The 24,073-nt window shown below is 62.4% G+C and carries 23 protein-coding genes; 18 read left to right on the top strand and 5 right to left on the bottom strand.

What is annotated here, in order from left to right:
• The first annotated feature begins 1 nt into the window (after position 1).
• The 5 genes from VGD45_RS27950 to VGD45_RS27970 are packed head-to-tail and all read left to right on the top strand — an operon-like array spanning position 2 to position 5,555.
• Positions 2-877, top strand: coding sequence for a polysaccharide biosynthesis tyrosine autokinase (locus VGD45_RS27950; RefSeq protein WP_331158680.1), 876 nt, complete (start codon positions 2-4; stop codon positions 875-877).
• Positions 870-2,150, top strand: coding sequence for a hypothetical protein (locus VGD45_RS27955; protein ID WP_331158681.1), 1,281 nt, complete (start codon positions 870-872; stop codon positions 2,148-2,150). The genes VGD45_RS27950 and VGD45_RS27955 overlap by 8 nt, the downstream gene beginning before the upstream one ends.
• 9 nt (positions 2,151-2,159) lie before the next feature.
• A complete protein-coding gene (locus VGD45_RS27960) occupies positions 2,160-3,323 on the top strand; it encodes a glycosyltransferase (RefSeq protein WP_331158682.1) in 1,164 nt (387 codons plus the stop codon).
• A gap of 35 nt (positions 3,324-3,358) precedes the next feature.
• Positions 3,359-4,561 carry a glycosyltransferase gene (locus tag VGD45_RS27965; protein WP_331158683.1) on the top strand — a complete coding sequence of 401 codons (1,203 nt, stop codon included), beginning with the start codon at positions 3,359-3,361 and terminating at the stop codon, positions 4,559-4,561.
• Positions 4,562-4,574: 13 nt separating this feature from the next.
• Positions 4,575-5,555 carry a phosphoribosyltransferase family protein gene (locus VGD45_RS27970; protein WP_331158684.1) on the top strand — a complete coding sequence of 327 codons (981 nt, stop codon included), beginning with the start codon at positions 4,575-4,577 and terminating at the stop codon, positions 5,553-5,555.
• Between the two features lie 29 nt (positions 5,556-5,584).
• On the opposite strand, the gene VGD45_RS27975 is transcribed toward VGD45_RS27970, so the two are convergent.
• Complete coding sequence (locus VGD45_RS27975) at positions 5,585-6,493, bottom strand: glycoside hydrolase family 16 protein (RefSeq protein WP_331158685.1); 909 nt, start codon at positions 6,491-6,493, stop codon at positions 5,585-5,587.
• A gap of 74 nt (positions 6,494-6,567) precedes the next feature.
• Between VGD45_RS27975 and VGD45_RS27980 the strand changes: the two genes are divergently transcribed.
• The 8 genes from VGD45_RS27980 (at position 6,568) to VGD45_RS28015 (ending at position 17,027) form a co-directional block, all read left to right on the top strand.
• Positions 6,568-7,431 (top strand): hypothetical protein, encoded by an 864-nt coding sequence (locus tag VGD45_RS27980; protein ID WP_331158686.1) that lies wholly within the window; start codon positions 6,568-6,570, stop codon positions 7,429-7,431.
• A gap of 7 nt (positions 7,432-7,438) precedes the next feature.
• On the top strand, positions 7,439-8,350 hold the full coding sequence (locus VGD45_RS27985; RefSeq protein ID WP_331158687.1) for a glycosyltransferase family 2 protein: 912 nt from the start codon (positions 7,439-7,441) through the stop codon (positions 8,348-8,350).
• The gene (locus VGD45_RS27990; RefSeq protein ID WP_331158688.1) at positions 8,347-9,096 is read left to right on the top strand and encodes a GDSL-type esterase/lipase family protein; all 750 of its coding nucleotides are present in this window, start codon (positions 8,347-8,349) and stop codon (positions 9,094-9,096) included. Before VGD45_RS27985 ends, VGD45_RS27990 begins: the two co-directional genes overlap by 4 nt.
• A 3-nt stretch (positions 9,097-9,099) precedes the next feature.
• Positions 9,100-10,287 (top strand): acyltransferase, encoded by a 1,188-nt coding sequence (locus VGD45_RS27995; RefSeq protein ID WP_331158689.1) that lies wholly within the window; start codon positions 9,100-9,102, stop codon positions 10,285-10,287.
• Positions 10,287-11,717, top strand: a complete 1,431-nt coding sequence (locus VGD45_RS28000; RefSeq protein WP_331158690.1) for a lipopolysaccharide biosynthesis protein — start codon at positions 10,287-10,289, stop codon at positions 11,715-11,717. Before VGD45_RS27995 ends, VGD45_RS28000 begins: the two co-directional genes overlap by 1 nt.
• Before the next feature lie 11 nt (positions 11,718-11,728).
• Positions 11,729-12,994: an outer membrane beta-barrel protein gene (locus VGD45_RS28005; RefSeq protein ID WP_331158691.1), complete on the top strand. Its 1,266-nt coding sequence runs from the start codon at positions 11,729-11,731 to the stop codon at positions 12,992-12,994.
• Between the two features lie 155 nt (positions 12,995-13,149).
• Positions 13,150-16,641 carry a chemotaxis protein CheB gene (locus VGD45_RS28010; protein ID WP_331158692.1) on the top strand — a complete coding sequence of 1,164 codons (3,492 nt, stop codon included), beginning with the start codon at positions 13,150-13,152 and terminating at the stop codon, positions 16,639-16,641.
• Positions 16,642-16,649: 8 nt separating this feature from the next.
• Positions 16,650-17,027: a response regulator gene (locus VGD45_RS28015; RefSeq protein ID WP_331158693.1), complete on the top strand. Its 378-nt coding sequence runs from the start codon at positions 16,650-16,652 to the stop codon at positions 17,025-17,027.
• On the opposite strand, the gene VGD45_RS28020 is transcribed toward VGD45_RS28015, so the two are convergent.
• Entirely contained in the window at positions 17,024-17,368 is a 345-nt protein-coding gene (locus VGD45_RS28020; RefSeq protein WP_331158694.1) for a DUF5335 family protein, read from the bottom strand. The genes VGD45_RS28015 and VGD45_RS28020 overlap by 4 nt on opposite strands.
• A gap of 191 nt (positions 17,369-17,559) precedes the next feature.
• On the bottom strand, positions 17,560-18,021 hold the full coding sequence (locus VGD45_RS28025) for a cupin domain-containing protein (RefSeq protein ID WP_331158695.1): 462 nt from the start codon (positions 18,019-18,021) through the stop codon (positions 17,560-17,562).
• A gap of 100 nt (positions 18,022-18,121) precedes the next feature.
• On the opposite strand from VGD45_RS28025, the gene VGD45_RS28030 reads away from it, so the two are divergent.
• Positions 18,122-18,448: a hypothetical protein gene (locus VGD45_RS28030; RefSeq protein ID WP_349263385.1), complete on the top strand. Its 327-nt coding sequence runs from the start codon at positions 18,122-18,124 to the stop codon at positions 18,446-18,448.
• A 19-nt stretch (positions 18,449-18,467) separates the two neighbouring features.
• Here VGD45_RS28030 and yghU read toward each other — a convergent pair whose 3' ends face one another.
• Positions 18,468-19,352 (bottom strand): glutathione-dependent disulfide-bond oxidoreductase, encoded by an 885-nt coding sequence (gene yghU, locus VGD45_RS28035; protein WP_331158697.1) that lies wholly within the window; start codon positions 19,350-19,352, stop codon positions 18,468-18,470.
• A 159-nt stretch (positions 19,353-19,511) separates the two neighbouring features.
• Here yghU and VGD45_RS28040 point away from each other — a divergent pair, with 159 nt between their 5' ends.
• Positions 19,512-20,432, top strand: coding sequence for a M14 family metallocarboxypeptidase (locus VGD45_RS28040; protein WP_331158698.1), 921 nt, complete (start codon positions 19,512-19,514; stop codon positions 20,430-20,432).
• Between the two features lie 91 nt (positions 20,433-20,523).
• Entirely contained in the window at positions 20,524-21,699 is a 1,176-nt protein-coding gene (locus tag VGD45_RS28045) for an epoxide hydrolase family protein (RefSeq protein ID WP_331158699.1), read from the top strand.
• Here VGD45_RS28045 and VGD45_RS28050 read toward each other — a convergent pair.
• A complete protein-coding gene (locus VGD45_RS28050) occupies positions 21,686-23,059 on the bottom strand; it encodes a C13 family peptidase (protein WP_331158700.1) in 1,374 nt (457 codons plus the stop codon). The two genes, VGD45_RS28045 and VGD45_RS28050, sit on opposite strands and share 14 nt — an antisense overlap.
• Before the next feature lie 121 nt (positions 23,060-23,180).
• Between VGD45_RS28050 and VGD45_RS28055 the strand changes: the two genes are divergently transcribed.
• Both VGD45_RS28055 and VGD45_RS28060 read left to right on the top strand, forming a co-directional pair.
• Positions 23,181-23,618 (top strand): helix-turn-helix transcriptional regulator, encoded by a 438-nt coding sequence (locus VGD45_RS28055; RefSeq protein WP_331158701.1) that lies wholly within the window; start codon positions 23,181-23,183, stop codon positions 23,616-23,618.
• A 43-nt stretch (positions 23,619-23,661) separates the two neighbouring features.
• Positions 23,662-24,051: a VOC family protein gene (locus tag VGD45_RS28060; RefSeq protein WP_331158702.1), complete on the top strand. Its 390-nt coding sequence runs from the start codon at positions 23,662-23,664 to the stop codon at positions 24,049-24,051.
• The last annotated feature ends 22 nt before the right edge of the window (positions 24,052-24,073 follow it).

A 24,073-nucleotide genomic window follows, 5' to 3' on the forward strand; every position in this document is an offset into this window, starting at 1 on the left:
TATGGACGCCGCCGTCGCCCCCAGAGCTCGCCTTCCCCGGGTCACCCGCCCGCGTATTCGCATCGGCGAGATCCTGCTGAACATGGGCGCGATCTCCGAAGCCGACCTGCAAAAGGTCCTTGCCGCGCACCTGGATCGCGGCGAGCCGTTCGGCAAAGTGGCCGTGCAGATGAAAGTCATCACCGAAGGAGAGCTGCGCACGGCGCTGGCCCAGCAGTTCACTTATCCCATCGCTCGCATCGGCGAGTCGGCGCTGTCGCCGATGCTGGCCGCGGCTTACGAGCCATTCGGTCAGTACGCCGAAGGGCTTCGCACCCTGCGTAGCCAGCTGTTGATGCGCTGGATGGGAGAACACGACTGCACGCTCGCGGTTTGCTCCGCTCGCAGCGGCGAAGGCTGCAGCACGCTGGCCGCGAACCTCGCCATCGTGTTCGCGCAGCTCGGCGAGCGCACGCTGCTGATCGACGCGAATCTGCGCAATCCGGTCCAGCATCATCTGTTCGGTCTCGGCGAGTGCGACGGCCTCACCGATCTGATCAAGGGGGCCACTCGCACCGAGAAGGCGCTGCGTAAGATCGCTCAGTTCGATGCCTTGAACGTGTTGACGGCCGGCACGCCGCCGCCGAATCCGCAGGAGCTTTTGAGCCGTCTGCCGTTCGCCCAATTGCTGGATGAAATGTCCGGCCGTTACGACGTGATCATCATCGACACGCCGCCGCTGCTCGAGTTCGCCGACGGCCAGATCGTCGCCGCGCGCGCTCGCGGCTGCCTGCTCGGCACGCGCAGGGACAGCACGCGCCTGATCGACATCGCCCGCATGAAGGCGCAGCTCGATCCCAACCTGACCCACGTGCTGGGCACTGTGATCAGTGGCTGAAACGACGGCAATCGCTGGCCTGAGCGGCGTTCACGTCGCGCCGCGAACGCAATCCCGCCGCGACTTCGTGCCACTGCTGATGCTGTGCACGCCGATCGCGTGCGCCAGCCTGCTGTCGAAGTTCGGTATTCCGGGTTATGCGAGCCTGGGCATCGGCATCGCCATGCCCCTGCTGATGCTGGTGCTCGCCTTCGGCATGCTCAACGACTGCATGCGCATCGAGCCGAAGCGCCTGGGCTTCTATGGCATCACGCTGTCGGTGCTGATACTGCCGCAGCTGCTGCAGGCGGGGACGTTTTCGTTGAACTCGCTGCTGATGCTGTCGGTGCTGCATCTGCCGTATGTGCTCGTCGTCAGGCGCGGCGACGAGCTCGCCCCCAAGGCGCTGACGTTTTTCCTGTACATCGCCCGGCTGCTCGCGTGCCTGGCCATCGCGCAGTATTTCCTGCAGGGGTTCGTGGACAAAGCGTTCCTGTACCCCATCGATAACCTGATCCCGCAAGAGTTCGTGGTGCAGGGGTTCAACGCGCAAGGCACGATCAGCTATTACTCGACGCAAATCCGCGCGACCGGCATGTTCATGCTGGAACCGTCGTTTCTCACGCAGTTCCTCGCCGTGGCCATCGTCGCCGAGTCGGTCACCAACCGGCGCTTGTGGCCGCTGGGTCTGTATGCCGCAGGCATTCTGGTAGCGCATGCCGGCACCGGCATTCTGATCCTGCTGATCTGCATGCCGTTCGTGGTGATCATCCATCGGCGCTGGGACCTGCTGGCGCTGGGAGTCATCGGCATCGCGGCCATCTTCGCGTTCGCCGAGATCCTGAATCTGGATTTCATCACCAGCCGCGCCAACGAATTCGACGATCCGAACTCCAGCGGCTTCGCGCGCTTCGTCGGCGGCTTCTACATGTTCGAGCAGATGCTGTGGCCGGACTTCAAGCGCGCGATGTTCGGCTACGGCGCGGGTGCGTTCCTGGACTACGCGCATATGTTCACCATCGAAGTGGCCGACATGCCCATGACCAAGATGCTGTTCGAATTCGGGCTGGTCGGTGCGCTGACGTATTTCGCGTTCATCGCGACCTCCCTGTTTGCTTCGCCGCTGCCGCGCATGCTGAGCGTGGCGATCGGACTGACTTTTCTACTCAACGGCATGTATGTGCCGTTCTCCCACGGCCTGGCCCTGGGGCTGCTGGTGCTCACCTCGACCCGGAAGGTGCAGACCATCACAGCCAACGTGCCGCTCAAGACGACTCGGGCCGCGCGAGCCTAAGGAATGACCATGTCACTCGAACTCATCCTGCTGGTGCTGGCGGTGGTTTGCTTGGGCCTGGCCCAGCATCCGTTCGTCACGTATCCCCTGTCGCTGAACCTGCTGAAAAAGCTGTGGCCGCATCGGCCCAAGCCGCTGCCGGCGCGCAAGCCGCACATCGATTTCACGATCTGCATGTGCGCCTACAACGAGGAAGGCGTGATCCGCGAGAAGTTGCAGAACCTGCTGGCGCTGAAACAGCGCGAGCCGGGCCTCGAGATTCTGATTTATGTCGACGCGGCCAGCGATCAGACCGCCAAGCGCCTGCGCGCCTATGCGCCTCACATCAGCTTCCATGTTTCGCCGGCCCGTCACGGTAAGACCTACGGCATGAACCTGCTGGCCAGCCGCGCCACGGGCGACGTGATCCTGTTTACGGATGCGAACGTGATGCTGGACATGGAGGTGCTGGACAAGCTGCGCGCCTCGTTCGAAAACCCCGAGATCGGCTGCGTGTGCGGCAACCTGATCTACACCAATGGCGGCGAGTCGGTGACCGCCTCGACCGGTTCGCTGTACTGGCGCCTGGAAGAAGGCATCAAGCGGCTTGAACAGGAGACGGGCTCGGTGATGGGCGCGGACGGATCGTTGTTCGCCATCCGCCGCTCGCTGCACAAGGCGCCGCCGGATCACATCATCGACGACATGTTCGTGTCGTTCTGGGTGCTGATCCAGGGCTATCGCATCGTGCAGTCGAAGGATGCGCGGGCGTACGAAGAGTCGGCGAGCAACGCCTCGGACGAATTCGGCCGCAAGGCGCGCATCGCCTGCCAGGCGTTCAACGTGCATCGCCTGATCTGGCCGCACCTGCGCAAGTTGGACTTCCTCACCGTCTATAAATATGTGTCGCACAAGCTGCTGCGCTGGCTGTGCATCTATTTCCTCGCGCTCGGCGGAGTCCTGCTGCTCGCCGCGCTCGCCGTCGCCGGCTACGCATGGGCCGCGGGCGCGCTAGTGGTAGCGACCCTCATTGGTTTCGTGCTCGGCGCCCGCTATACCGTCAAGCCGTTCTCGCAGATCGTCGACATCATCTCCAGCATGGCCGGCGCGGGCCTGGGTGTCTGGAAGTCCGTGCGCGGCGAATCGTTCCAGACTTGGACGCCGGTGGCGTCGTTGCGCAAGGTTGCCGAATGAGATGTTTGTGGATCAGCCGCCATGTGCCCTACCCCATGAACGAGGGGTTGAAGGTGTACTCGGCGAAACTTTCCGAAGCGCTGGCTCAGGCAGGCGCGTTCGTGCGCGTGCTTGGCTTCGGGGGCACTGAAGCGACACCGAAGCATCGCGCTCGCATGGAGTGGGTGTCGGTGCCGGGCGATCGTCGCGGTCAGATGATCGCGCTGTTGAATCGCTTTCCCTTGACCGCGGCCGTCGACTCGACCGACGCCTATCGGGCACTGCTCGACGAGCAGCTGCGCGAGGCGTGGGACGCGATCGTTTTCGACAGCTACGGCAGCGGCTGGGCGCTGGATCGCTGCAAGACTTATCAAGCCACCAAGCTCGGCTCGCGCGTCATCCTGGTCCATGTTTCTCACAACCATGAAGAAGTGCTGTGGCGCTCCATGGTCAAACAGGCGGAAGCCGGTCTGCCGAAGCGCCTCGCTCTCTGGCAGAACTATTACAAGGTGCGTGCGCTGGAACGTCGTCTGGTGAGTGAAGTCGATCTGGTGTCGGCCATCACCGTCGAAGACGAACAGGCGCTGAAGGCTCACCGCAAGGACAACAACCTGCTGACCTTGACGCCGGGCTATGACGGCGCGGTCGCTCCAGAACGAGTCATCGACGCCTCCGTGCCGCGTCGCGCCGTGATCGTCGGTTCGTTCCAATGGGTGGTGAAGCGAGAGAATCTCGCCCGCTTCGTCGAACATGCCGACGCCAAGTTCGCTGAGCATGGCATCGAGCTGGTCGTCGCCGGCGACGTGCCGGCCGATCTGAAAGAAACATTGGTCGCCACCAGCCGCGCCACGCGGTTCGAAGGGTTCGTCAGCAACCTTGGGCCGTTCCTGGCGCAAGCCCGCATCGCCATCGTGCCCGAGCTGATCGGCGGCGGTTTCAAGCTGAAGTTCCTGGATTACATCTTCGGTCGCGTGCCGGTCGCGACCGTGGACGCAGCCGCGGCGGGCCTGCCCACCCGGTTGCGCGAGGATTTGATTACCAGCAGCGATTTCGCCGGGCTCACGTCCGCCATCATCGAACACATCGATCGCCTGGAGCACTTGAACCGCCTGCAGACTGCAGCGTTCGAGCAGGCGCGCACTTTGTATCGATGGGAGGACCGCGGGCTCCAGTTGCAGCAGCGCATCGCGGAACTGCAGAAGGCGCGTGCGAGTTCGCATGCACGCTCGTCGGCGACGGCCGCCGCCGCCAGCGCCTGAGAAGGAGCGCCGAATGTTTGGTTATGTTTCATTTGCCCAGTTGTCCAACGCCATTCGCGCGCAGCTGTATGAAATTCCGGCAGACGTCGATCTGATCGTCGGCATTCCTCGCAGCGGCATGGTCCCGGCGTATCAGATCGGTTTGTTCCTGAACCGCTTGGTCTGCGACATCGACACCTTCATCACCGACGGCAGCATCAGCCACGGCCACACTCGCAAGCTCGGCATCACGCTGAATTCGTTACGCCAGGCTCAGCACATCCTGCTGGTGGACGACAGCATCGCCACCGGCGGCTCGATGCAGAAGGCGCTGACGCGAATTCAGGAATCCGGTTACGCCGGCCGTATCTCCACTTGCGCCGCCATCGTCGCTCCGTCGCACAAGAGCAGCGTGGATGTTTCGTTCATCACCATGCCGCAACCGCGGATGTTCGAGTGGAACGCCTTCCACCACGCCTGCGTCGAGAACGCGTGTTTCGATATGGACGGCGTGCTGTGCGTCGATCCGACCGCGCACGACAACGACGACGGCCCGCGCTACGAGAAATTCCTCGCCAACGCACGGCCGCTGTTCCGCCCTACTCTGAAAATCGGCCACATCGTGACGGCGCGACTCGAAAAATATCGCAGCCTCACCGAGGACTGGCTGGCGGCGAACAACATTTCTTACGGTCAGCTACACCTGGTCGATCTGCCGAGCCGCGCCGAACGCATCCGTCAGGGCGCGCATTGCTCGCACAAGATTCGTGTGTATCGCGAGACCGGTGCGTCGATGTTCTATGAGAGCGAGATCGGCCAGGCGCATCAGATCGCGACGGGCGCCGGCAAGCCCGTGCTATGCATCGACGAGATGATCATGGTGATGCCGGGCGCTTCTCACATCGCCGCGACCGCCAAGAGCGCGCTGTGGAGGCTGCGCTCGCCGCTGGGCCGCGCCAAGGGCTGGGTGAAACAGCAGATTCGCTCGTCCCGGACTCCCGTCCGCGGGTCGTGAGTGCTCCCGTGCAACCCCTCGAGCATCCACTACTTCCGTCGCCAGACACGGATGTAATCGATGACGTAGTTCCACTGCGATTCGTCGGCTTTCATAGCGGAAACGTCGACGCCCTTGAGCACCATGCCGAGTTGGTTGGTGACCAGGATGTGCGCGGGCACCGGCTTGCTCCACACGTAGTACGTCTGCTTGATCGGCTCGCCGTCCAGCAGCCAGATGGGTTTGTCCTTGACCCAGTCGAGCGCGAACACGTGAAAGTCCTCGGAGAAATCGAAGCCGGGGACGTATTCGTTCTTTTTGAACTTGGTGAAGAGGTCCTTGGGCGGACCGTAGCGCTCGGGGTTCTTGTGCGTCTGGACGTAACCCGTCATCACGCGCGTCTTGTCACGACCCTGCCAGTTGAAGAACTCGAAGATGTCGATTTCCGGCGGCCACGGCAGCTCGGAAAACTTGCCGTCGGGATATTGCACGCCCGGATTCAGCCAGAACGCCGGCCATGCGCCCACGCCCGTCGGCAGCTTCGCTCGCATCTCGATGTACATGCCGTCCGTCACCGGCACCTTCCCGCGCAGCATGCCCGATTCGATGCCGCGCTGTTTCAGGCCGCCGCCCGGCGGAATGCGACCTTTCAATGTGAGCGTGCAATCGTCGAACACATGCAGCGAGCGCGGGTCGCCGTCGGGGTAGTCCCGGTGATACGACCAGTAGGTCGGGAGCTTGTCGAGCTTGCCGTTTTCGTAAATGTATCGATAGAAGAATTCCTGATCGAGCTCGGCGCGCGTGTCGACGGTCGCGTCTTTGCGGTTGCGGCCGAACGTGTAGTTCTTGACCAGCTCGAACTCGCCGGTTTGTTTGTACGGACGCGCGGCGTCGATGGGCTGGCCCAGCAAGGCAGTACAGGTCGCAGCCGCGGCTGCCGCCAGAACCATGATGCTCATTTTCACCTCTCGACTTCACGTGCGTCGCTTGCATCTTCACGGTCTAGGGCCGCAGTGGCAATAGGAGATCCTGTTTGAGTCGCGAAATCATCATCACGGGCGGCGACGCTCACTTCTTTCCCTGGATGATCGCGGCGATCAGCTCTCTGCGCGCGCATGCGGAAACCAGCGCGCTCGACATGGGCATCATCGACCAAGGACTGACGGAGGAGCAGCGCGCGCAGCTGAATGCGCTCGGTTGCAAGATCATTCGCCCGGAGTGGACGCTGCCCGTGCCGCAAGAAGCGCGTTCGTTGCGCAATATCGGCCTGGTGGCCCGCACGGCGCTGCGCGATTACTTCACGGGCTACGAAGTTTATTTGTGGTTCGATGCCGACGCGTGGATGCAGACGCCGGAATTCGTCTCTGCCTATGTCGACGGTGCGCGACAACGCGGCGCAGCCGTCGTGACCGAAAACGGTCCGGGCTATCGCAAGACGTTTACGGACTGGAAGTGGTGGGCCGGCAATATGGTGGCGTCGTTCGGCGTCGTCGACGGCCTGCGCTGCTCGTTCGCCACGAGCATCAACATCGGCCTCGTGAGCCTGAAGGACACGGCGCCGCACTGGAAGGAATGGCAGCGCTACTACACCAAGGCGCTGGAGCGGACCGGCAAGGTGAACATGGATCAGCATGCATTGTTCGCGGCGATTCATCTCGGCCGATTGCCGACGGCCTTCCTGCCCGCGCGTTTCAACTGGCTGCCGCACCTGAGCACGCCCGTGTGGAATCCGGAAAAGAAATTACTGTGCGAGCCCACGGCCCCGCACCGTCCGTTGTCCGTGATTCATCTCGCCGGCCCCCGCAAGGACCGTCCGTATGAAGTGGCACGACTGAGCGGCGGGACGTTGGCGACATCGCTGACCTATCCAGCCATGCAACAGCATCTGGCGGCTTGAAACGGTTATGAACTACAACACCTTCAAAACGGTCTCGGTCGTGATCCCCGCGTACAACTCGCGTGACACGATTCAACAGGCGATCGCCACCGCGCGTGCGCAAACGCTGCGGCCGACGCAGATCGTCGTGGTCGACGATTGCTCCAAGGACGACACCATTCAACAAGCCGAAGCCGTGGCGGGCCCCGACTTGCTGGTGGTGCGCAGCCCGAAGAATGGCGGCGGCGGCGCGGCTCGCAATCGGGGCATCGACCACTCGACCGGCGACGTAGTCGCCTTCCTCGACGCCGACGATCTCTGGGCGCCTAACAAGCTCGCAAACCAGATGGCGTTGTTACGTACGCAGACGCGTGAGTCGTTTTGTTTCACTGCCGTCGAGCAGGTCAACGAGTACGGCGAGAAACACATTCTGCCGAAGCGCGAGCCGCTGCCCGGGGAAAGTCTGGCGGACTACATGCTCAAGTCCGGCAACATCATGCAGACCAGTTCGCTGGCGGTGCCGCGCTATCTGCTCGACAACTGCCGCTTCAACGAAAGGCTGCGACGCTTTCAGGATCTGGACTTCGTGCTCACGCTCGGCGAGGCGGGCATCGGCGCGGTGTTCTGCCAGCAGCCGCTGGTCGAATGGCGCAACGTCGGCAACCCCAAGCGTGTCAGCTCCAATCCCGATCCGGCGGTGATGCGCACGTTCCTCAATGCTCATCCCCGACTGACGACGTCACAAAAGCTGGGGTTGGAGATCCGCAGCGTCGGCCCGGCGCCTGGAGCCGCCGGCGCATTGCGCTGGTCGTGGCGCCTGGCTCTGTCCGTTTTCTCGGGTGCATTGGCGTTGCCGAACGCCGTGAGCTTGTTACTCAAGCACAGCCTCGGCCTTCGTTATTACGGGGCGCTCCGCTCGCGCCTTGGAGCGCGATCGTGAGGTTTACAGTACGCATCGTAATGGCGGTCGTGGCGACTTTCGCGCTGGCGCCAGCCATCCATGCGTCGGATGTTGCGACTCAATCCGGGCCGACGCCCTACCCTCCCAGCGTCGAAGACTGGCCCGGCAAGGGTGTGGTCCGCGTGTTCGGCTGGATGAAGGAGAACCGTAATTTCTTCTGGACCGAGCGCGACAAGAAACAAGGCGCCATCGTGTTCGCCGGCGACTCGCTCACCGGCAACTGGAAAACATTGGGCAAGGACTTCCCCGGAACGCTGGTGGCCAATCGCGGCATTGGCGGCGACGTGAGCCGCGGGCTGCTGTTCCGTTTCCAGGAAGACGTGCTGGACTTGAATCCCAAGGCCATCGTCATCTTGATCGGCATCAACGATCTCACCGCTCGCCAGCCAGCGAGCACGACGCTGGAAAACATTCGTTCCATGCTCGCGCGGAAAGACGCGAAGCAACCGAATGTGCCGGTGTTCCTGTGCACCGTGCCGCCGAGCGCCAATCCAAAAGCGCCGGTGGACGAGCAGCAACGCCGCCTGCTGAACCAAGGCGTGCGCCAGATCGCGAAGGACACGAAGGGTGTGACGCTGGTAGACCTGTACGAGGCCACCGTCACTGCTGAAGGCATTCCGGAGCCGCGCTACTTCGGTAAGGACCAGTTGCATCTCTCCGCCGAAGGCCAGGCGCGATGGAAAGAGCTGCTGCAGCCGGCGCTACAGCGAGCAGGAGTGTTGTAATCCATGAGCACGCCCACCGGCAAAGCCGCTGACGGTCACGCCATGAGCGAGATGGCGTCCACCTATCTGGACGCTTTGCGCGCCGGCGGCGCCAATCTCGTGATCGTCGCGCATGTGCTCGGTTTGTACTTCGGCATTCATAGCGGCGTGATGACGCGCATGGGCCACCTGGGCGTCGCGATTTTCTTTTTGCTCTCCGGCTTCCTGATCATGCAGTCGCTGCTCAACTGGCTGAACAAGCCGGAGCCGCGCCTGCCCGGCTTCCTCGCCGATCGCGTCGCCCGCATCATGACTCCGTACGTGCCGGCGTTGATCCTGATCGCGCTGGCGAACGTGTGGATCGCGGGCAACCACAGCGAGGGCGGCGTCAACACCGGCGTGCTCACGTTCATCGGCAATCTGCTGCTGCTCCAGGATCACGCCGTGTTCCAGGCATTGGACTCCGTAGGCATGGATGTCGCGTGGCGCATCCGTTCCTACAACTCGGCCGAGCCGTTCTGGACCGTGGCCATCGAAATGTGGATCTATGTGTTCATGGGCCTGTTCATGTTCTGGGTCCTGAAGCGCGAGCGCATCGATCGCTGGATCGGAACCGCGCTGGCGGCGGTCGCCTTGCCAGTGTTGATCTGGAACGCGGCCGCGGGCGGTGGAAAATCATTGACTCTGATCTGGCTGCTCGGCGCGACGGCCGGATATTTGTTTCAAGTGTGGCGGGCCGACGGGTATCGCAATATTCGCTCCGTCGGCGCGATGCTGGTGGTGTTCGGCGGCGCCGGGCTCATCGGACGCGCCGTCAAAATCGGCTTTCACCCCTACGACTTCCAGACGGCCACCCTGATCGCTCTGGTCATGTTCGGCGTGCTGGCGCTGCTGATGTGCGTACAGAGCGCACCCGCCGTGCTGCGCAGGTCGGTAAATTTCCTGGCGGCGTATAGCTACAGTTTGTATTTGATCCACAACACTGCCTTAATCCTGGTGCTGGAGCATGTCCGCACCGAGAGTACGTGGGCGCACATCGCCATCGGGGTGATCGCCGCTCATGGCTGCGCTTACCTGCTGTACCTGGCTTTCGAGCGTCACTATCGCCTCGTCGGCCGGTGGCTGCGTCCAAAATTCGAGCGCGCCCTGGCGCCACGCGGGGTGAGGCAATCTTCTTCAGCCGCGGCCGATCTCGTCCGTCAGGAGCGCTGATGTCGGCCGTCCGTAATGTGCGCTGGGTCGGAATGATCCAGGTCACGCGAATCAGCGTGCAGCTGCTGGGCCTGCTGGTCCTGTCACGACTGCTGACGCCGGCCGACTTCGGCCTGGTCGCCATCGTATTCGCGATCAACAATTTCGCGCTGCTGCTGCGGGACATGGGCACCGCCTCGGCGATCATTCAGCGCGACATGCTCGATGAGCAGACGGTGCTGACGGCGCACTGGAGCAATTGTTTCATCGGGCTGGGGCTGAGCGTGATTCTGCTGGCCTCGTCCTTCGTGCTCGAAGGCGTGTTCAAGGCGCCGGGGCTCGCACCGCTGGTGCAGCTGAGCGCGCTGTCGTTTCCGTTCCTGAGCGGCTCGACGGTGCACCAGGCGCTGCTGGAGCGCGGCTCGAAGTTCAACACGGTGGCGCGCATCGAGATCACTGCGCTTCTGACGGGATTCGCCGTGGCCGTGATCGCGGCCTATCTGGGCGCCGGGGCTTACAGCCTGGTGCTGCAGACACTCACTGTCGCGGTGCTGTCCGGCATCCAGTTCTGGATCGCCTCGGACATGAAGATGAAATGGGGCTGGAGCAGCGAGCACGCCAAAGGCTTGTGGGGCTACAGCGGGAGTTTGTTCGGTTTCAATCTGGTGAATTATTTCTCGCGCAATGCCGACACCATGATCATCGGACGCATGCTCGGCCCGGCCGCGCTGGGTCCATATTCGCTGGCGTATCGCGTGATGCTGTTCCCGCTGCAGAACCTCACGTTCGTCGCCACGCGCGCGTTGTTCCCGATGATGAGCCGTCAGCAGAATTCGCCGCAGGAACTGGGCGCGATGCATTTGCGACTGCTGTCGGTCATTTCGTTTTTCACGGCGCCGATGATGGCCGGGCTGTTCGTGTTGCGTGAGCCGTTCGTAGACGTCGCACTCGGCGATTCGTGGGGCATGGTCGCGGCGCTCATCGTGTGGCTTGCGCCCATCGGCTTCATTCAATCGCTGGTGAGCGCCGGCGGCGTGGTGTTCCAGGCGCTTGGCCGCACCGACCTGCTGTTCAGGCTGGGCGTGCTGAGCAGCGTTCTGCACGTCACAGGTTTCATCGCGGGCGTGCACTGGGGCTTGTTGGGCCTGGCCGCTGCGTATTTCGTGGTGACGTTGGTCAACTCGGCGATTTCGCTCGGTGTGTTGTTGCATCTGATGCAACAGACCGTACCTCGCCTGCTGGGCGCGGTGCTGCCGGCGATCGCCAAGGCGCTGATCATGGCCACACTGCTTTACTTTGCCGACATCGAATTGCGGGCGCTGCATTTCCCGCCGCTGGTGCGGCTGCTGGGATTGAGCGCCGGCGGCGCCGTCATCTTCCTGGCGCTGACCCGCATCCATCTGATGCCCGCCGACCGCGATGTCATGCGGTTATTTATGAAGAGAGCTTGAGGAGGGGAAGAATGACTGCGAAGGTGCGAATACTTCGTCGCAAGACTCTGTGCCTGGCCGCGGCCGGCACGGCCCTGTGTAACGTGACGCTCGCGGCGCAGCCGGACGCGAAGAAAGAGGAACATTTCTACATCGCCGACCAGTACGTCTACGACGACAACCTGTTCCGCGCGCCCGAAGGCGAGGATCCTCAGGCGGTGCCTGCCGATCCGAACGATCCCACCTCGACGCCGCGCGCGGTGTCGCGAGAGGACTATGTGAATCGCATCACCGTGGGCGCCGGTAACGACTTCCACATGGGCCAGCAGACGCTGCGGCTCAAAGGTCGCGTGTTCGACGCGCAGTACGCCGATAACGACTATCTGGATTACACCGGCGGCGACGCGACGGCGCAGTTCGATTTTCGCGCGCTCACCGTCTTCTCGGGCCGCTTGTCCGGCGGCTACAGCCGCACGCTGGCGGAATTCGCCAACACCCGAGGCACGGCGCAGGATCTGCTCGAGACATTCAACTACAACGCCCTGGTGCGTTATGAGATCGGCCCGCGCTGGTCGATCAGCGCCAGCGGCGGCCGCTCCGAAACCGAGCACGACCTGGTCACGCGCGAGCAGGAAAACGTCGAAGCCGACATGGGTCGGCTCAGCCTCGATTACGCGACGCCTTCATATCATTCGTTCGGCGTCGAGTATCGCTACATCGACGCGAAGTTTCCCAACGCGGTCATCGCGCCGGGCGCCAGCGCCTCGGACAGCGATTACGAAGAGAACGCGGCACTCGCCCGGTTCACTTACACGGCCACGATTCGCACCCAATTCCGCGTGAGCGCCGGTTACGTCGAGCGCGAGCGGCCCGCCAATCCGGAAGGCCGCTATTCGGGCGACACTTGGCGCGCCGAAATCGATTGGAAGCCGCGCGAAAAATTCTCGACGCTGTTCTCCGCCTGGAGCGAGCTGAAAGCCTATACGGACGTCGAGTCGGATTACTTCATCTCGGACGGCTTCAGCCTGGCCCCGACCTGGAGCCCGACCGAAAAGCTGATCCTGGCGCTGTCCGTCGCGTACGAGGATCAGGAGTACCTGAACTCGCGCGACCTGGTCGTGGTGGGCGAGCAGCGCAACGACGATGTGCTCAGCGGTTTGTTCACCTTCACGTACAAGCCGCGCGATCAGCTGGCCATCGAGCTGAGCTATCGCGGTACCGATCGCGACAGTAATCGCATCAACCGTCGGTACGACGCGCAAACCGCCGGCGTTTCAGTGCGCTGGAGCGTGTTCTAACGGACTTCACCGGAGGCGCCTTGCAACGGGGCGCCTCCCGCTCTGCGGGTTGCAACTCTTGCAGCCCTGAGGAACAGAGCCGCACTCCGCCGCGTTAGATCAGCGCGCAGCGGGCGCCTCAACACGACTGCGATCGGCCGCAGTCCTCACCAAGAATGACCGAGAACGTTGAAGAAATTGCCAGCCGTGAAGGCTTACTTTCCCCGGACCGACCGGACCTCGGCGCCTATCCGGCGTTGTGCCCCGTCGTTGGGCTAGGCGCCTCCGCGGGCGGCCTGGAGGCTTTTCAGACTTTCTTGGGCGCGGCGCCGCCGGACGCGGGCCTGGCGTATGTGCTGGTCCAACACCTCGATCCGAACCACGAGAGCATGCTGGCCGAGTTGTTGGCTCGACGCACGTCGATGACGGTCCGCCAGATCGTCGACAACATGACGATCGAGCCCAACTGCGTTTATCTGATTCCGCCCAACGCCAGCCTCACCATTGAAAAAGCGCGCCTGAGACTCTCCGGCTTCGCCGAGCCTCGCGGCTTTCGTCGGCCTATCGATGTGTTCTTCCGCAGCCTCGCGGCCGATCAGGGCTCGAACGCCGCGTGCGTCGTGCTTTCCGGCACCGGCGCCGACGGCAGCGAAGGCTTGCGCGCCATCAAGGAAGCAGGCGGCCTCACGTTGGTTCAGGAACCCGAATCGGCCAAGTACGACGGCATGCCCAAGAGCGCCGTAGCGACCGGGCTGGTCGACAAGATCCTGCCGGTGGCCGACATGCCGGACGCCATTCGTGACTACTTCGAGCGTGGCCAGGCGAGCGTCGTCAGCCTGCCGGACGTTACCGATTTTCTGCTGGCCGTCTGCGAACATCTGCGCCACGCGCTCGGACACGACTTCAGCCAATACAAACGCAGCACCATGCTCCGTCGCGTGCAGCGGCGCATGCAGGTCGTCGGCGCTTCCACCGGCGAGGAATATCTGGATCGGCTGAAAACCAAAGCGGACGAAGCGCGACTGCTGTTTCGCGATCTGCTGATCAACGTTACTTGTTTCTTCCGCGACGCCGAAGCATTCGACTTCCTGCGTCGTGAAGTCATTCCGGAATTGTTACGGGACAAAGGCGCGAGCGACACCGTGCGCATATGGACGCCGGGCTGCTCGAGCGGTGAGGAGGCCTACAGCATCGCCATCCTTCTCGCCGAAACCTTGAGTCGAATGAACGGGCGTCCCACCGTGCAGATCTTCGCCACCGACATCGACGAAGCCATGCTGCAGAAAGCGCGCATGGCCAGTTATCCGCAATCGGCCGTCAAAGACGTGCCGCTGGAGCTGCTCGATCGGTACTTCTACGCGCAGGACGACGATTTCGTGCTGACCCAGACCGTGCGCGACATGGTGCGCGTCTCCAATCACAACCTGATCAAAGACCCGCCGTTCTCGCGCGTCGACATGATCGTCTGCCGCAATCTGCTCATTTATTTGAACGCGAACCTGCAGCAGCGCCTGATTCCAGTGTTTCATTACGCGCTGAAGCCGGAGGGCTGGTTGTTCCTGGGCTCGGCGGAGAACATCGCCGCCCGGAACGATATTTTCGACACGGTCGATGCATCGGCAAAGGTGTATCGCCGTCGCGGGATCCATCGCCAGTCCGTCGCGATGCCACTGTTCGTTCAACCTTTGGCGCTCGCCGCGGCCGATGTGACGTCTGCCGAGAGTCAGCGACGTCAGGCCGAACGACCGGATACAGCGTCGCGCCGCATCCTCGAGCGTTATGCGCCGCCTCACGTCGTCGTCAATGCGGACAACGACATCGTCCGCGCTTCGAGCCGCACCGGGAAATATCTGGAACTGGCCGAAGGAACGCCTTCGACCCGAGTCACGGACCTGGCCAAGCGTGGTCTGCGCTCCGCCATCCGCGCGGTGCTCGAAGGTGCGCGCTCGACCCGGAAGCGCACGATCAAGCGCGACGTCAGTGTCGAAGGCGACGATGACAGTGTGATGCTGGTCGATGTGATTGCCGATCCGCTCAACGAGGACGAAGTGCTGCTCGTCTTCCACGACGCCGGCGGCGCCCAGGAAGCCGCACTGGATACGGACGCGCAGGCCGAGGGTTATTCCCAGGAAGACCGCATCAAGCAGCTCGAGGACGAGCTCGACGAGACCCGCTCCCGCCTGCGCACCACCGTCGAGGAACTGGAGACCTCGAACGAGGAGCTGAAGAGCTCCAACGAAGAAATGATGTCCATGAACGAGGAGCTGCAATCGGCCAACGAGGAGCTCGCGACGGTCAACGAAGAGCTCAAGAACAAAGTCGATCAGCTGGCCCGCGCCAACAGCGATCTGCAGAACTTCATCGAAAGCACGCAGGTGCCGACCATCTTCCTGGATCGCAAGATGCGGATCCGCAGCTTCACGCCGGCGACGCGCGCGTTGTTTCGATTCCAGGAACAGGACCGCGGGCGTCCGTTCTCGGACGTCGTCTCGCGCGCCGATCATCGCCAGCTGGAAGCGCTGGGCGCTCGGGTGCTCAAAACCGGCGAGCCGGTCGAACAAGAGCTGCTGATCGAGGACGGCAAGGAATGTTACGTGCTGCGCGTCCTGCCCTATCGCGACCTCAACGCCGCCAACGACGGCGTGATCATGGTGTTCGCCGATGTCACCAAGATGAGAGAAGCGCAGGCGAATCTGGCGCGTAACGAAGATCTGGCGCGCCAGCGCAGCCAGGAGATCGAAACGCTGTATAAGACCGCACCCGTCGGCCTGGCGATGGTGGATCGCAATCTGCGCTTCCTGCGCGTCAACCAGCGATTCGCCGATTTTGCCGCATACGACATGGATTCCCTGGTGGGACGCGCGCTCGAAGACATGATGCCGGCGCTCGCCGCGAGGATGACGACGCCGGTCAAGGAAGTCTTCGACCAGGCCAAAGAGGCGGTCAATCTGGATGCGACCGTGCGCATGAGCGACGACCTGGTGCGCGACTTCCTGATCGACTTCTATCCGTACGAGGAAGAGGGCCGCGTGACCGCGGTCGGCGTCGTGCTGAAAGACGTGACCGAAGTGCGGCGCCTGGAGAAAGAACTACGCCGGCTGATGGATGAGCTTCAGCATCGCGTGAAGAACACGCTCGCGACCGTGGCGTCCATCGTGAATCAGACCGTCACCTCGAAGAGCGAGCGCAGCGAGCTGGTGGACACACTCAAGCGCCGCATCGGGGCCCTCGCAGCCACGCACACGCTGCTCACGCTGCGAGATTGGCGCGACGCTTCCCTGCGCGACATTCTCGAGGCCGAGCTGACTCCGTACGATCACAAGGATCGCATCGACCTCGAAGGTCCGGATGTTCGCTTGCCGCCGAAGCACGCTTTGAGTTTGACATTGACGCTGCACGAACTGGCGACCAACGCCGCGAAGTACGGTGCGCTCGCCCACGGCGCCGGCAAACTCGAGGTCCACTGGGTCGTCAGCGTCGACGCGCGCGGACGGCAACTCACATTGCAATGGATCGAAAGCGGCGTCACAAACGTTTCGTCCACGGAGATCAAACCGGGCTTCGGCACCAGACTCATCAAGAGCGCCGTGGCGCACGACCTGCAGGGCACGTGCGACTACCGGCTCGCCGACGGCGGTTTGAACTGCACTTTGTCGCTGCGATTTTAGGAGTGATGATGCGGACTCTCGATGGCGCTCGCGTACTGCTCCTCGAGGACGAGTTTCTGATCGCCCTCGACGCCGAGCAGATTCTGCACGAGCTCGGTGCACGGGAAATCGAGACAACGTCGACTTTGAGCGAAGCGGAAGAGCGTGCGCTCGTGGGGCGCTACGACGTGGCGCTGCTGGACGTGAACGTCAACGGCCAGATGAGCTTCAGCCTCGCCGAATCCTTGCGCTCGCGCGGCGTGCCCGTCGTATTCGCGACGGGCTACGAATTGAAGGAACGCGCCCTGCCCGATATCGATCCCGCGCTCTGCGTAAGCAAACCCTACACGAGCGAGCGCCTGCGCCAGGCGCTTCGCGCGGCGTTGGAGGGTTCTACTCAGCCCTAATGCAACGGATGCGGTGACGGCAACATCATCGGCACACGTAGCGTGACGATCTGCATGGCGTCGTGCTCGACGATGGCCAGACTCTCGACGCCGGCAATCCCATATTCCGCGTACACCTCGACCGGATGGAATACGAGGTGATCCAGATCGTCGAGAATGAACTCGAGCGCCTCGTCGTCCGCATCGTAAATCACGCCTGTCACCGGCACCCAGTGCGCCTCCATCTGCACGCCCAGCTCATGGGAAGCGACTTCGATGGTCGCCCGCTTGGTCGGCAACTCGACGCTCAACTGACGACAGAAGCCGCTCCATTGCGATTTCTCGATTCGATGCATGCTCATGGTGCGTGTCCTCGAAGCAGATGAACATCATGCGCCGGTTCGCATCTCATTAACACAGGTGAGCGCGCCCGGCGCATGCCAAGGTGCTCGTTAACGCGCGAACAGGCTACGAGGTACCGCTCGGCAGCAATGTGGAGGTTCTTTCCTTTGCCGTCGCCGGGGAAAGTAAGCGTTCCACTGACGGCACAAACTCATGAACCCGGATACGGCGTGCCGTCCTTGTGCACGAACCGGCCGTCGGCGTTGGCGCTCATCATGTCGATATCGGAGCAGGTGGTGAGATCCTGCGGATTGCGCGAGCCCACCTCCAGATAGACGGCGGTCGTCGCTCCCCGGTTGATGAGGTGGTGACCATTGCCGCTTCCTTTCGGAAAGGCCGCGCAGTCGCCACTTCGCAGTACCGTCTCGCCCTCATCTTCGATGAGCGTCAACTCGCCTTCGAGCACATACACGAACTCGTCTTCGTGACTATGCCAGTGGCGTTGACTCGACCAGCCACCGGGCGGCAGCGTCATCAGATTCACACCGAAGTCACGCAGACCGCCCGCGTCCCCCAGGCGCCGCCGGGTGCGCGCCGCGCAGGGCGCATCGAATGGCGGCGGATATCCCGAGCCCTTACGCACCGCCACGGCGGGCAGATCGATCTTCGGCATACGGCACCCCTATTGTTTGTGCCGGCGATGATAGCCCGTGAGCGAGGAACTCGCTCCGACGAGCGCCAATTACATCGGACTGGGCGCCAAGGAGAAACAAATGTCGGCTCAAGCAACCATTGCTCGCATCTGGCGCGGAAGAACCCGGCGCGAAATTGCCGATGAATATGAAGCTTATCTGCTGGCCGAAGGTATCCCGCCGCTCAGAACCACGGCGCTTGGCGTGCAGCTTTTCAGAGAGGACCGGCAGGGCGAGACCTGGTTCACCACGATCTCTTATTGGGCCGACATCGAATCGATGACGGCGTTCACCAAGGGATCGCCGACCAAAGTTCATCACCTCGATCGCGACCCCGAGCTGCTGATCGAATTGCCGGATCGGATCCAGATCCATCGCATCCTGGTGGACGAGCACCGGTCGCGCTGAACGGGCGCTCCCTCCAGGGTCATGCCTGGGCGACCTTGTCCTGTGTCTTGGTTTCAAAGTCGCTGGCGTCGTGACGTTCGCGCAATTGGCTGGCCGGGTCGCCGCTGACGCGGTTCACCATGCGGCCGCGAACGACGGCCGGGCGAGCGAGCAGAGTGTCCGCCCAGCGCAGAACGTTTTTATATTCGTGCACCGATAAGAACTCGCCGGCGTTGTAGAGCCAGCCCTTGACCATTCCGCCGTACCACGGGAACACCGCGATGTCGGCGATGGTGTATTCGTCGCCCGCGAGATAAGCGGTTTGCGCCAACCGACGATCCAGCACGTCGAGCTGACGCTTCGTTTCCATGGCGTAGCGGTCGATCGGATACTCGAACTTCGCGGGAGCGTACGCATAGAAATGCCCGAATCCCCCGCCGAGGAACGGCGCGCTGCCCACCTGCCAGAAAAGCCAGGAGAGCGTCTCCGCACGAAGGTGGGGTTGCGAAGGTAGAAACGCGCCGAATTTCTCCGCGAGATAAACAAGGATCGCGCCGGACTCGAACACGCGAATCGGTTGCGGACCCGAGCGATCGACCAGCGCCGGGATCTTCGAATTGGGATTCACTTCCACGAAGCCGCTGCCGAACTGGTCGCCTTCGTTGATTCGGATCAGCCACGCATCGTACTCGGCGCCGGCATGTCCCAGAGCCAGCAACTCTTCCAGCAGGATCGTGACTTTCTGCCCGTTCGGCGTGCCCTGCGAATACAGCTGCAGCGGATGCCGCCCCACAGGCAGAGCCTTCTCGTGCGTCGCGCCCGCGACGGGACGATTGACGTTTGCGAACTGGCCGCCGTTCGGCTTGATCCAGGTCCACACCTTGGGGGGCGTGTAGTCGGAAGTCTCGGTCGTGTGGTCGTTCATGCAGGCGCCTCTGGAAGCTGAGGCATACAGAATGGAAGAAGCCGCGCCCTGTTCCAACCCGGGCAATTCAGTCGTTCCCATTCGTCAACGATCGTAGTTCCGGCGATCGTACTCTGCGTTAAAGTAGCGGCCCCGCAATCGCCAGGAGTCGCTCTCATTATGACCGCTACCGCCGCGCCGTATCCCATTGGCACACCTGGCGTTCCCTGGGGCGAGGCCGAGCGTGCGATATGGCTGTCGCGCCAGGTTCGACATCGCAGCTACCATGACGATGTAGTGAAAGCGGTTGAGCGCCTGTCCGAGCGATTCGATGTCGAGCAGTATGGCCAGCTCCACTATCCACCCGACCAATACCGCCTGCTCGCCGTCCGCAGTCGCAACTGGCGGGACGATCTTCCGGTCGTGCTCGTAACCGGCGGCGTACACGGTTACGAAACCAGTGGCGTGCACGGCGCGCTGCAGTTCCTCGATCAGCGCGCCTTGGATTATACGAAGCGGATCAACTTGCTCGTAGCGCCGTGCGTGAGCCCCTGGGCCTACGAGCGCATTCATCGATGGAATGCGAACGCCATCGATCCCAACCGCTCGTTTCGCGAGAACAGTCCCGCCGAGGAATCGGCTGCACTCCTGCGCTTGATCAATCCGTTGCGCGGACGTTTCCTCGTGCATGTCGATTTGCACGAGACCACCGACACCGATGAAACCGAATTCCGACCTGCCCTCGCCGCGCGCGACGGCAAGCCTTCCGAGCCTGGCCTCATCCCGGACGGCTTCTATCTCGTCGACGACACCGAGAACCCGCAGCCGGCATTTCAGCGGGCCATCATCGATGCAGTGAGCAAAGTCACGCACATTGCACCGCCCGACGAGAAGAATCAGATCATCGGTTCGGATGTCGTATCGCCCGGCGTCATTCAGTACGCCATGCGAAAGCTCGGCCTCTGCGCCGGCATCACAGGGGCACGCTACACCACGACGACCGAAGTTTATCCCGATAGCCCGCGCGCCACGCCCGAACAATGCAATGCCGCTCAGGTAGCGGCAACGTGTGCGGCGATCGAGTTCGCACTAAACGCTTAGCTATAACTCAGCCTCATAGATCGTCGGCACCTTTTGTTGGAGGTCAGTCAGCGCGGCGCTTGTAAACTGACGCCAACAGGAGGTGCTAGTGATGACTCTCGAAATAGAGAGCTTCAGCTTTCAGGCGCAACCGCAGGCGCTGGACGATCTTCGGCAGCGACTGCATCGCACGCTCTGGCCGGATGAAGTCGCGGCCGAGCCCTGGCGTTACGGCCCGCCAGTGGCATATATGAAGCGCTTCGTCGAGTACTGGCTGGATGAATACGACTGGCCCGCTCAGCAAGCGCGCTTGAATTCGTTTCCGCAGTTCATCGCTCAGGTCGACGACCACCGTATCCACTTCATCCATCAGGTCGGCACTGGGCCTTCGCCGATACCGCTCGTACTGACGCACGGCTGGCCGGGCAGCGTGATCGAGATGCTCAAGATCATTCCGCTGCTGACCGACCCGGCGGCGCACGGCGGAGATCCAGCGGATTCCTTCACTGTCATCGCGCCCTCCATTCCCGGCTACGGTTTCTCGACCCGTCCTTCCCAAAGAGGAACGAACGTATTCGCCGTCGCCGACCTGTGGGCGAAGTTGATGACCGGCCTGAATTACCCGCGCTTCGGCGTACAAGGCGGCGATTGGGGATCCTGGATCAGCGCCGCCACTGCGCTCCGCCACCCGGAAAGAATCGTCGGCCTTCATCTCAACTATCTGTCGACCCGCTTCCGCCCCGCGATCGGCCCGAACGACGCACCACTGACTGCTGCCGAAGAGGAATATCTGGGCCGCGTGGCCAAATGGGCCGACGCCGAAGGTGGTTACATCGCGATCCAGGGAACGAAGCCGTTGACGTTGAGCTACGCGCTCACCGACTCACCCGCGGGCCTGGCCGCCTGGTTCGTCGAGAAGTTTCGCAGCTGGAGCGACTGTCGCACGCAGCCCGACGAAGCGCTGACGAAAGACGAGATGATCACGGACATCATGCTCTACTGGCTCACCGGCACGACTCATTCCGCCATGCGCTTTTACAGCGAATCCAAGGAACATCCCTTTCACCTCGCCGCCGGCCAGAAAATCACTCCTCCCTGCGGCATCGTCCATCTACCGAAAGAACTCCCCATGCCTCCGCGGAGTTGGGCCGAGCGCGCGTTCAACGTCGTGCACTGGTCGAGCCTGCCCCGGGGCGGCCACTTCGCCGCCTGGGAGCAGCCCGAACTGCTCGCGCAGGACATCCGAGATTTCTTCCGGCCGCTACGTGCGACGCTCAATTCGCGGTGAGCTCTTCGAGGACGCCACGAATATTGCTGCCCACCGAGATCTGAGGATTCGAGAAGCCATCATCCTTCTTGCCGTCGATCTCGCGTTGTTTGATCACAGGCACGGCGGCTTTGAAGGCTTCTTCGAACGAGAGTGTCTTGCGCAGTTGTTCGTCGAACACGGCGCGACCGAAGTAGGTCAGCTCGGATTTCGAGCCGCAGCCGTACGAGGTGTGATCCCTGTCCGCTGCCGTCATGATCAGCGTGTCGTCGTTCTGCAGCGGCTCGATCCATCCGCCGGAGTAGCACGCGGAGACCGCGATGACTCGGTGGCGGATGCCGAGATCGTCCAACATCGACCGCAACTCGGCCGCGGTCAGATCCTCGACCTCCAAGGGCCAGTTTTCGGCGGCAAGCTTGAAATCGGCGCCGCCGTGCGATGTGAGATACAACACCAACACATCTCGCTCAGGGTTCATGGCTTCGGCCAGAGCCTGCAGGCTGCGTTCGAGGTTCAGCGTCGTCGCCCACGGCAGCTCGTTGCCAGTCTTCACATTGTTGACGAGACGAACGACGCGGCCGCGAGCGCCGAACCGTTCTTCCAGTACCTGTTTCACCATCGCGCTTTCGCGCAGGAACACCTCTTCGTCGTAAGGCGCGTAGATCAAACCGTATGTTTGTCTCTCGTCGCCAGCGGAGGGAACGATGGCCTGCAATGAATCCTTCAGCAAAACCTGCTGAGCCTCGAACATTTCCTGGCTGAGCTCCAGCGAGGCGTACTCATCTTCTTCGTACGATTCGACCGGTTCCCACACTTGGGTGCTGAGCACCCAGCTGCCGAGGATCTGCACAACCAGCGCGTAGACGATCAAACTCATGACGACGACAGCCGAACGGGTGACTGCTCGTGAGATGCGCCACATGGCGAGAACGAGCCAGACCCAAAGCGCCGCATAGAACGTCCAAGCGACCCAGCCGGCCATCTTCCACCACTCTGGGTTATAGGCACGTACCGCGGTTCCGAACAGGCCCATCGGAACCGCGGCAATTGTGAAAAGGAGATACCACGCGGCCACGGGCGATGCGTGTGTGGCCTTGTCACGGGCCCAGCTGAAGACGAGCCAGTGCCCGAAGATCAGGAATCCGCTGGTGCTCCAACTGAGCAACCACGCCCGCGCATCGAACGTCGCCGGGCCCACTTCGAAACGCTCTACCCCGATAACAATCGCTGCCGCCGCGGCCACGATGAGCAGCATCGGCCACGCGCCGGGCCCTTCGGGCAATCTCTGCACCGTTCGCAGCGTGCACGCCCGCAAGCCCTGGCGGATCCATTCGAGCCAGCTGGAGCCTGGTCTCGGAACGGCCGCGGCATCACTGGTCATAGCCGGTTCATCTGGCGAGCTGGGCGCGGCGTCTTCGCTAGGGATTTGTTGTTCCATCTCGCTATCTTAAGTCTCGTGAACCGGTCCCAACCGGGCCTGCTCCACGTTATGATCACATTCGATGCCACAGGCCCATCGACTATCCCAGCTCTGCAAAGCTCGCGACCTGCTCTGCGATGTCACCGGGCCGGCTGTCTCGATCGCAGCGGCCGCTCGCGAGGCGAGCATGTCGCCCCATCACTTCATCCGCAGGTTCACCGCGGCTTTCGGTGAAACCCCGCACCAATATCGAACCCGCGAACGGATGACCGCCGCGCAGAGATTGCTCGCCCGCGGGCACTCTGTGACGGAAGTCTGCCTGGAGATCGGCTTCGCCAGCCTCGGCTCTTTCAGCACGTTGTTCACACGAGAAGTCGGCATGTCACCCGCGACGTACCAACGCAGCCTGCGCCGATCCGTTTACATCCCCGACTGGACGCCCCATCCGCCGTCCTGCCTGCTGCTGATGGGCGGGCCCGATGCAATAGCAATTTTCGAGAAGACCTTCCGAAAGTTCTGAGCCATCATCGCCGGACTCGTGAACGACTGACGGGAGCCCGCCGATGAAAATCAGACTGGTCAGCATCTTCGTGGATGACCAGGAAAAAGCCGTGCGGTTTTACACCGACGTGCTTGGCTTCACGAAGAAGCGAGACTTCCCCGTCGGCGGCGCCCGCTGGATCGCCCTCGTCTCCCCGGAGGGTCCGGACGAGTTGGAGCTGGTGCTCGAGCCGAACAGCCACCCGGCCGCGAGCGCGTATCAAGCCGCACTATTGAAGGACGGCATTCCCTGTACCGCCTTCGAGAGCACGGATATCCATGCAGAGGTGAAACGTCTCAAGGACCGCGGCGTGACATTCACGATCGAGCCGAGGCCCGCCGGCGAGGTGATCATTGCGGTCTTCTCGGACACGTGCGGTAATCTCATCCAGATTTATCAGACGAAGACCTGAAGCGGAAGCTACGCTTCCGGTC

It is taken from the genome of Steroidobacter sp. (assembly GCF_036402275.1).
Taxonomy (GTDB): Bacteria; Pseudomonadota; Gammaproteobacteria; order Steroidobacterales; family Steroidobacteraceae; genus Steroidobacter.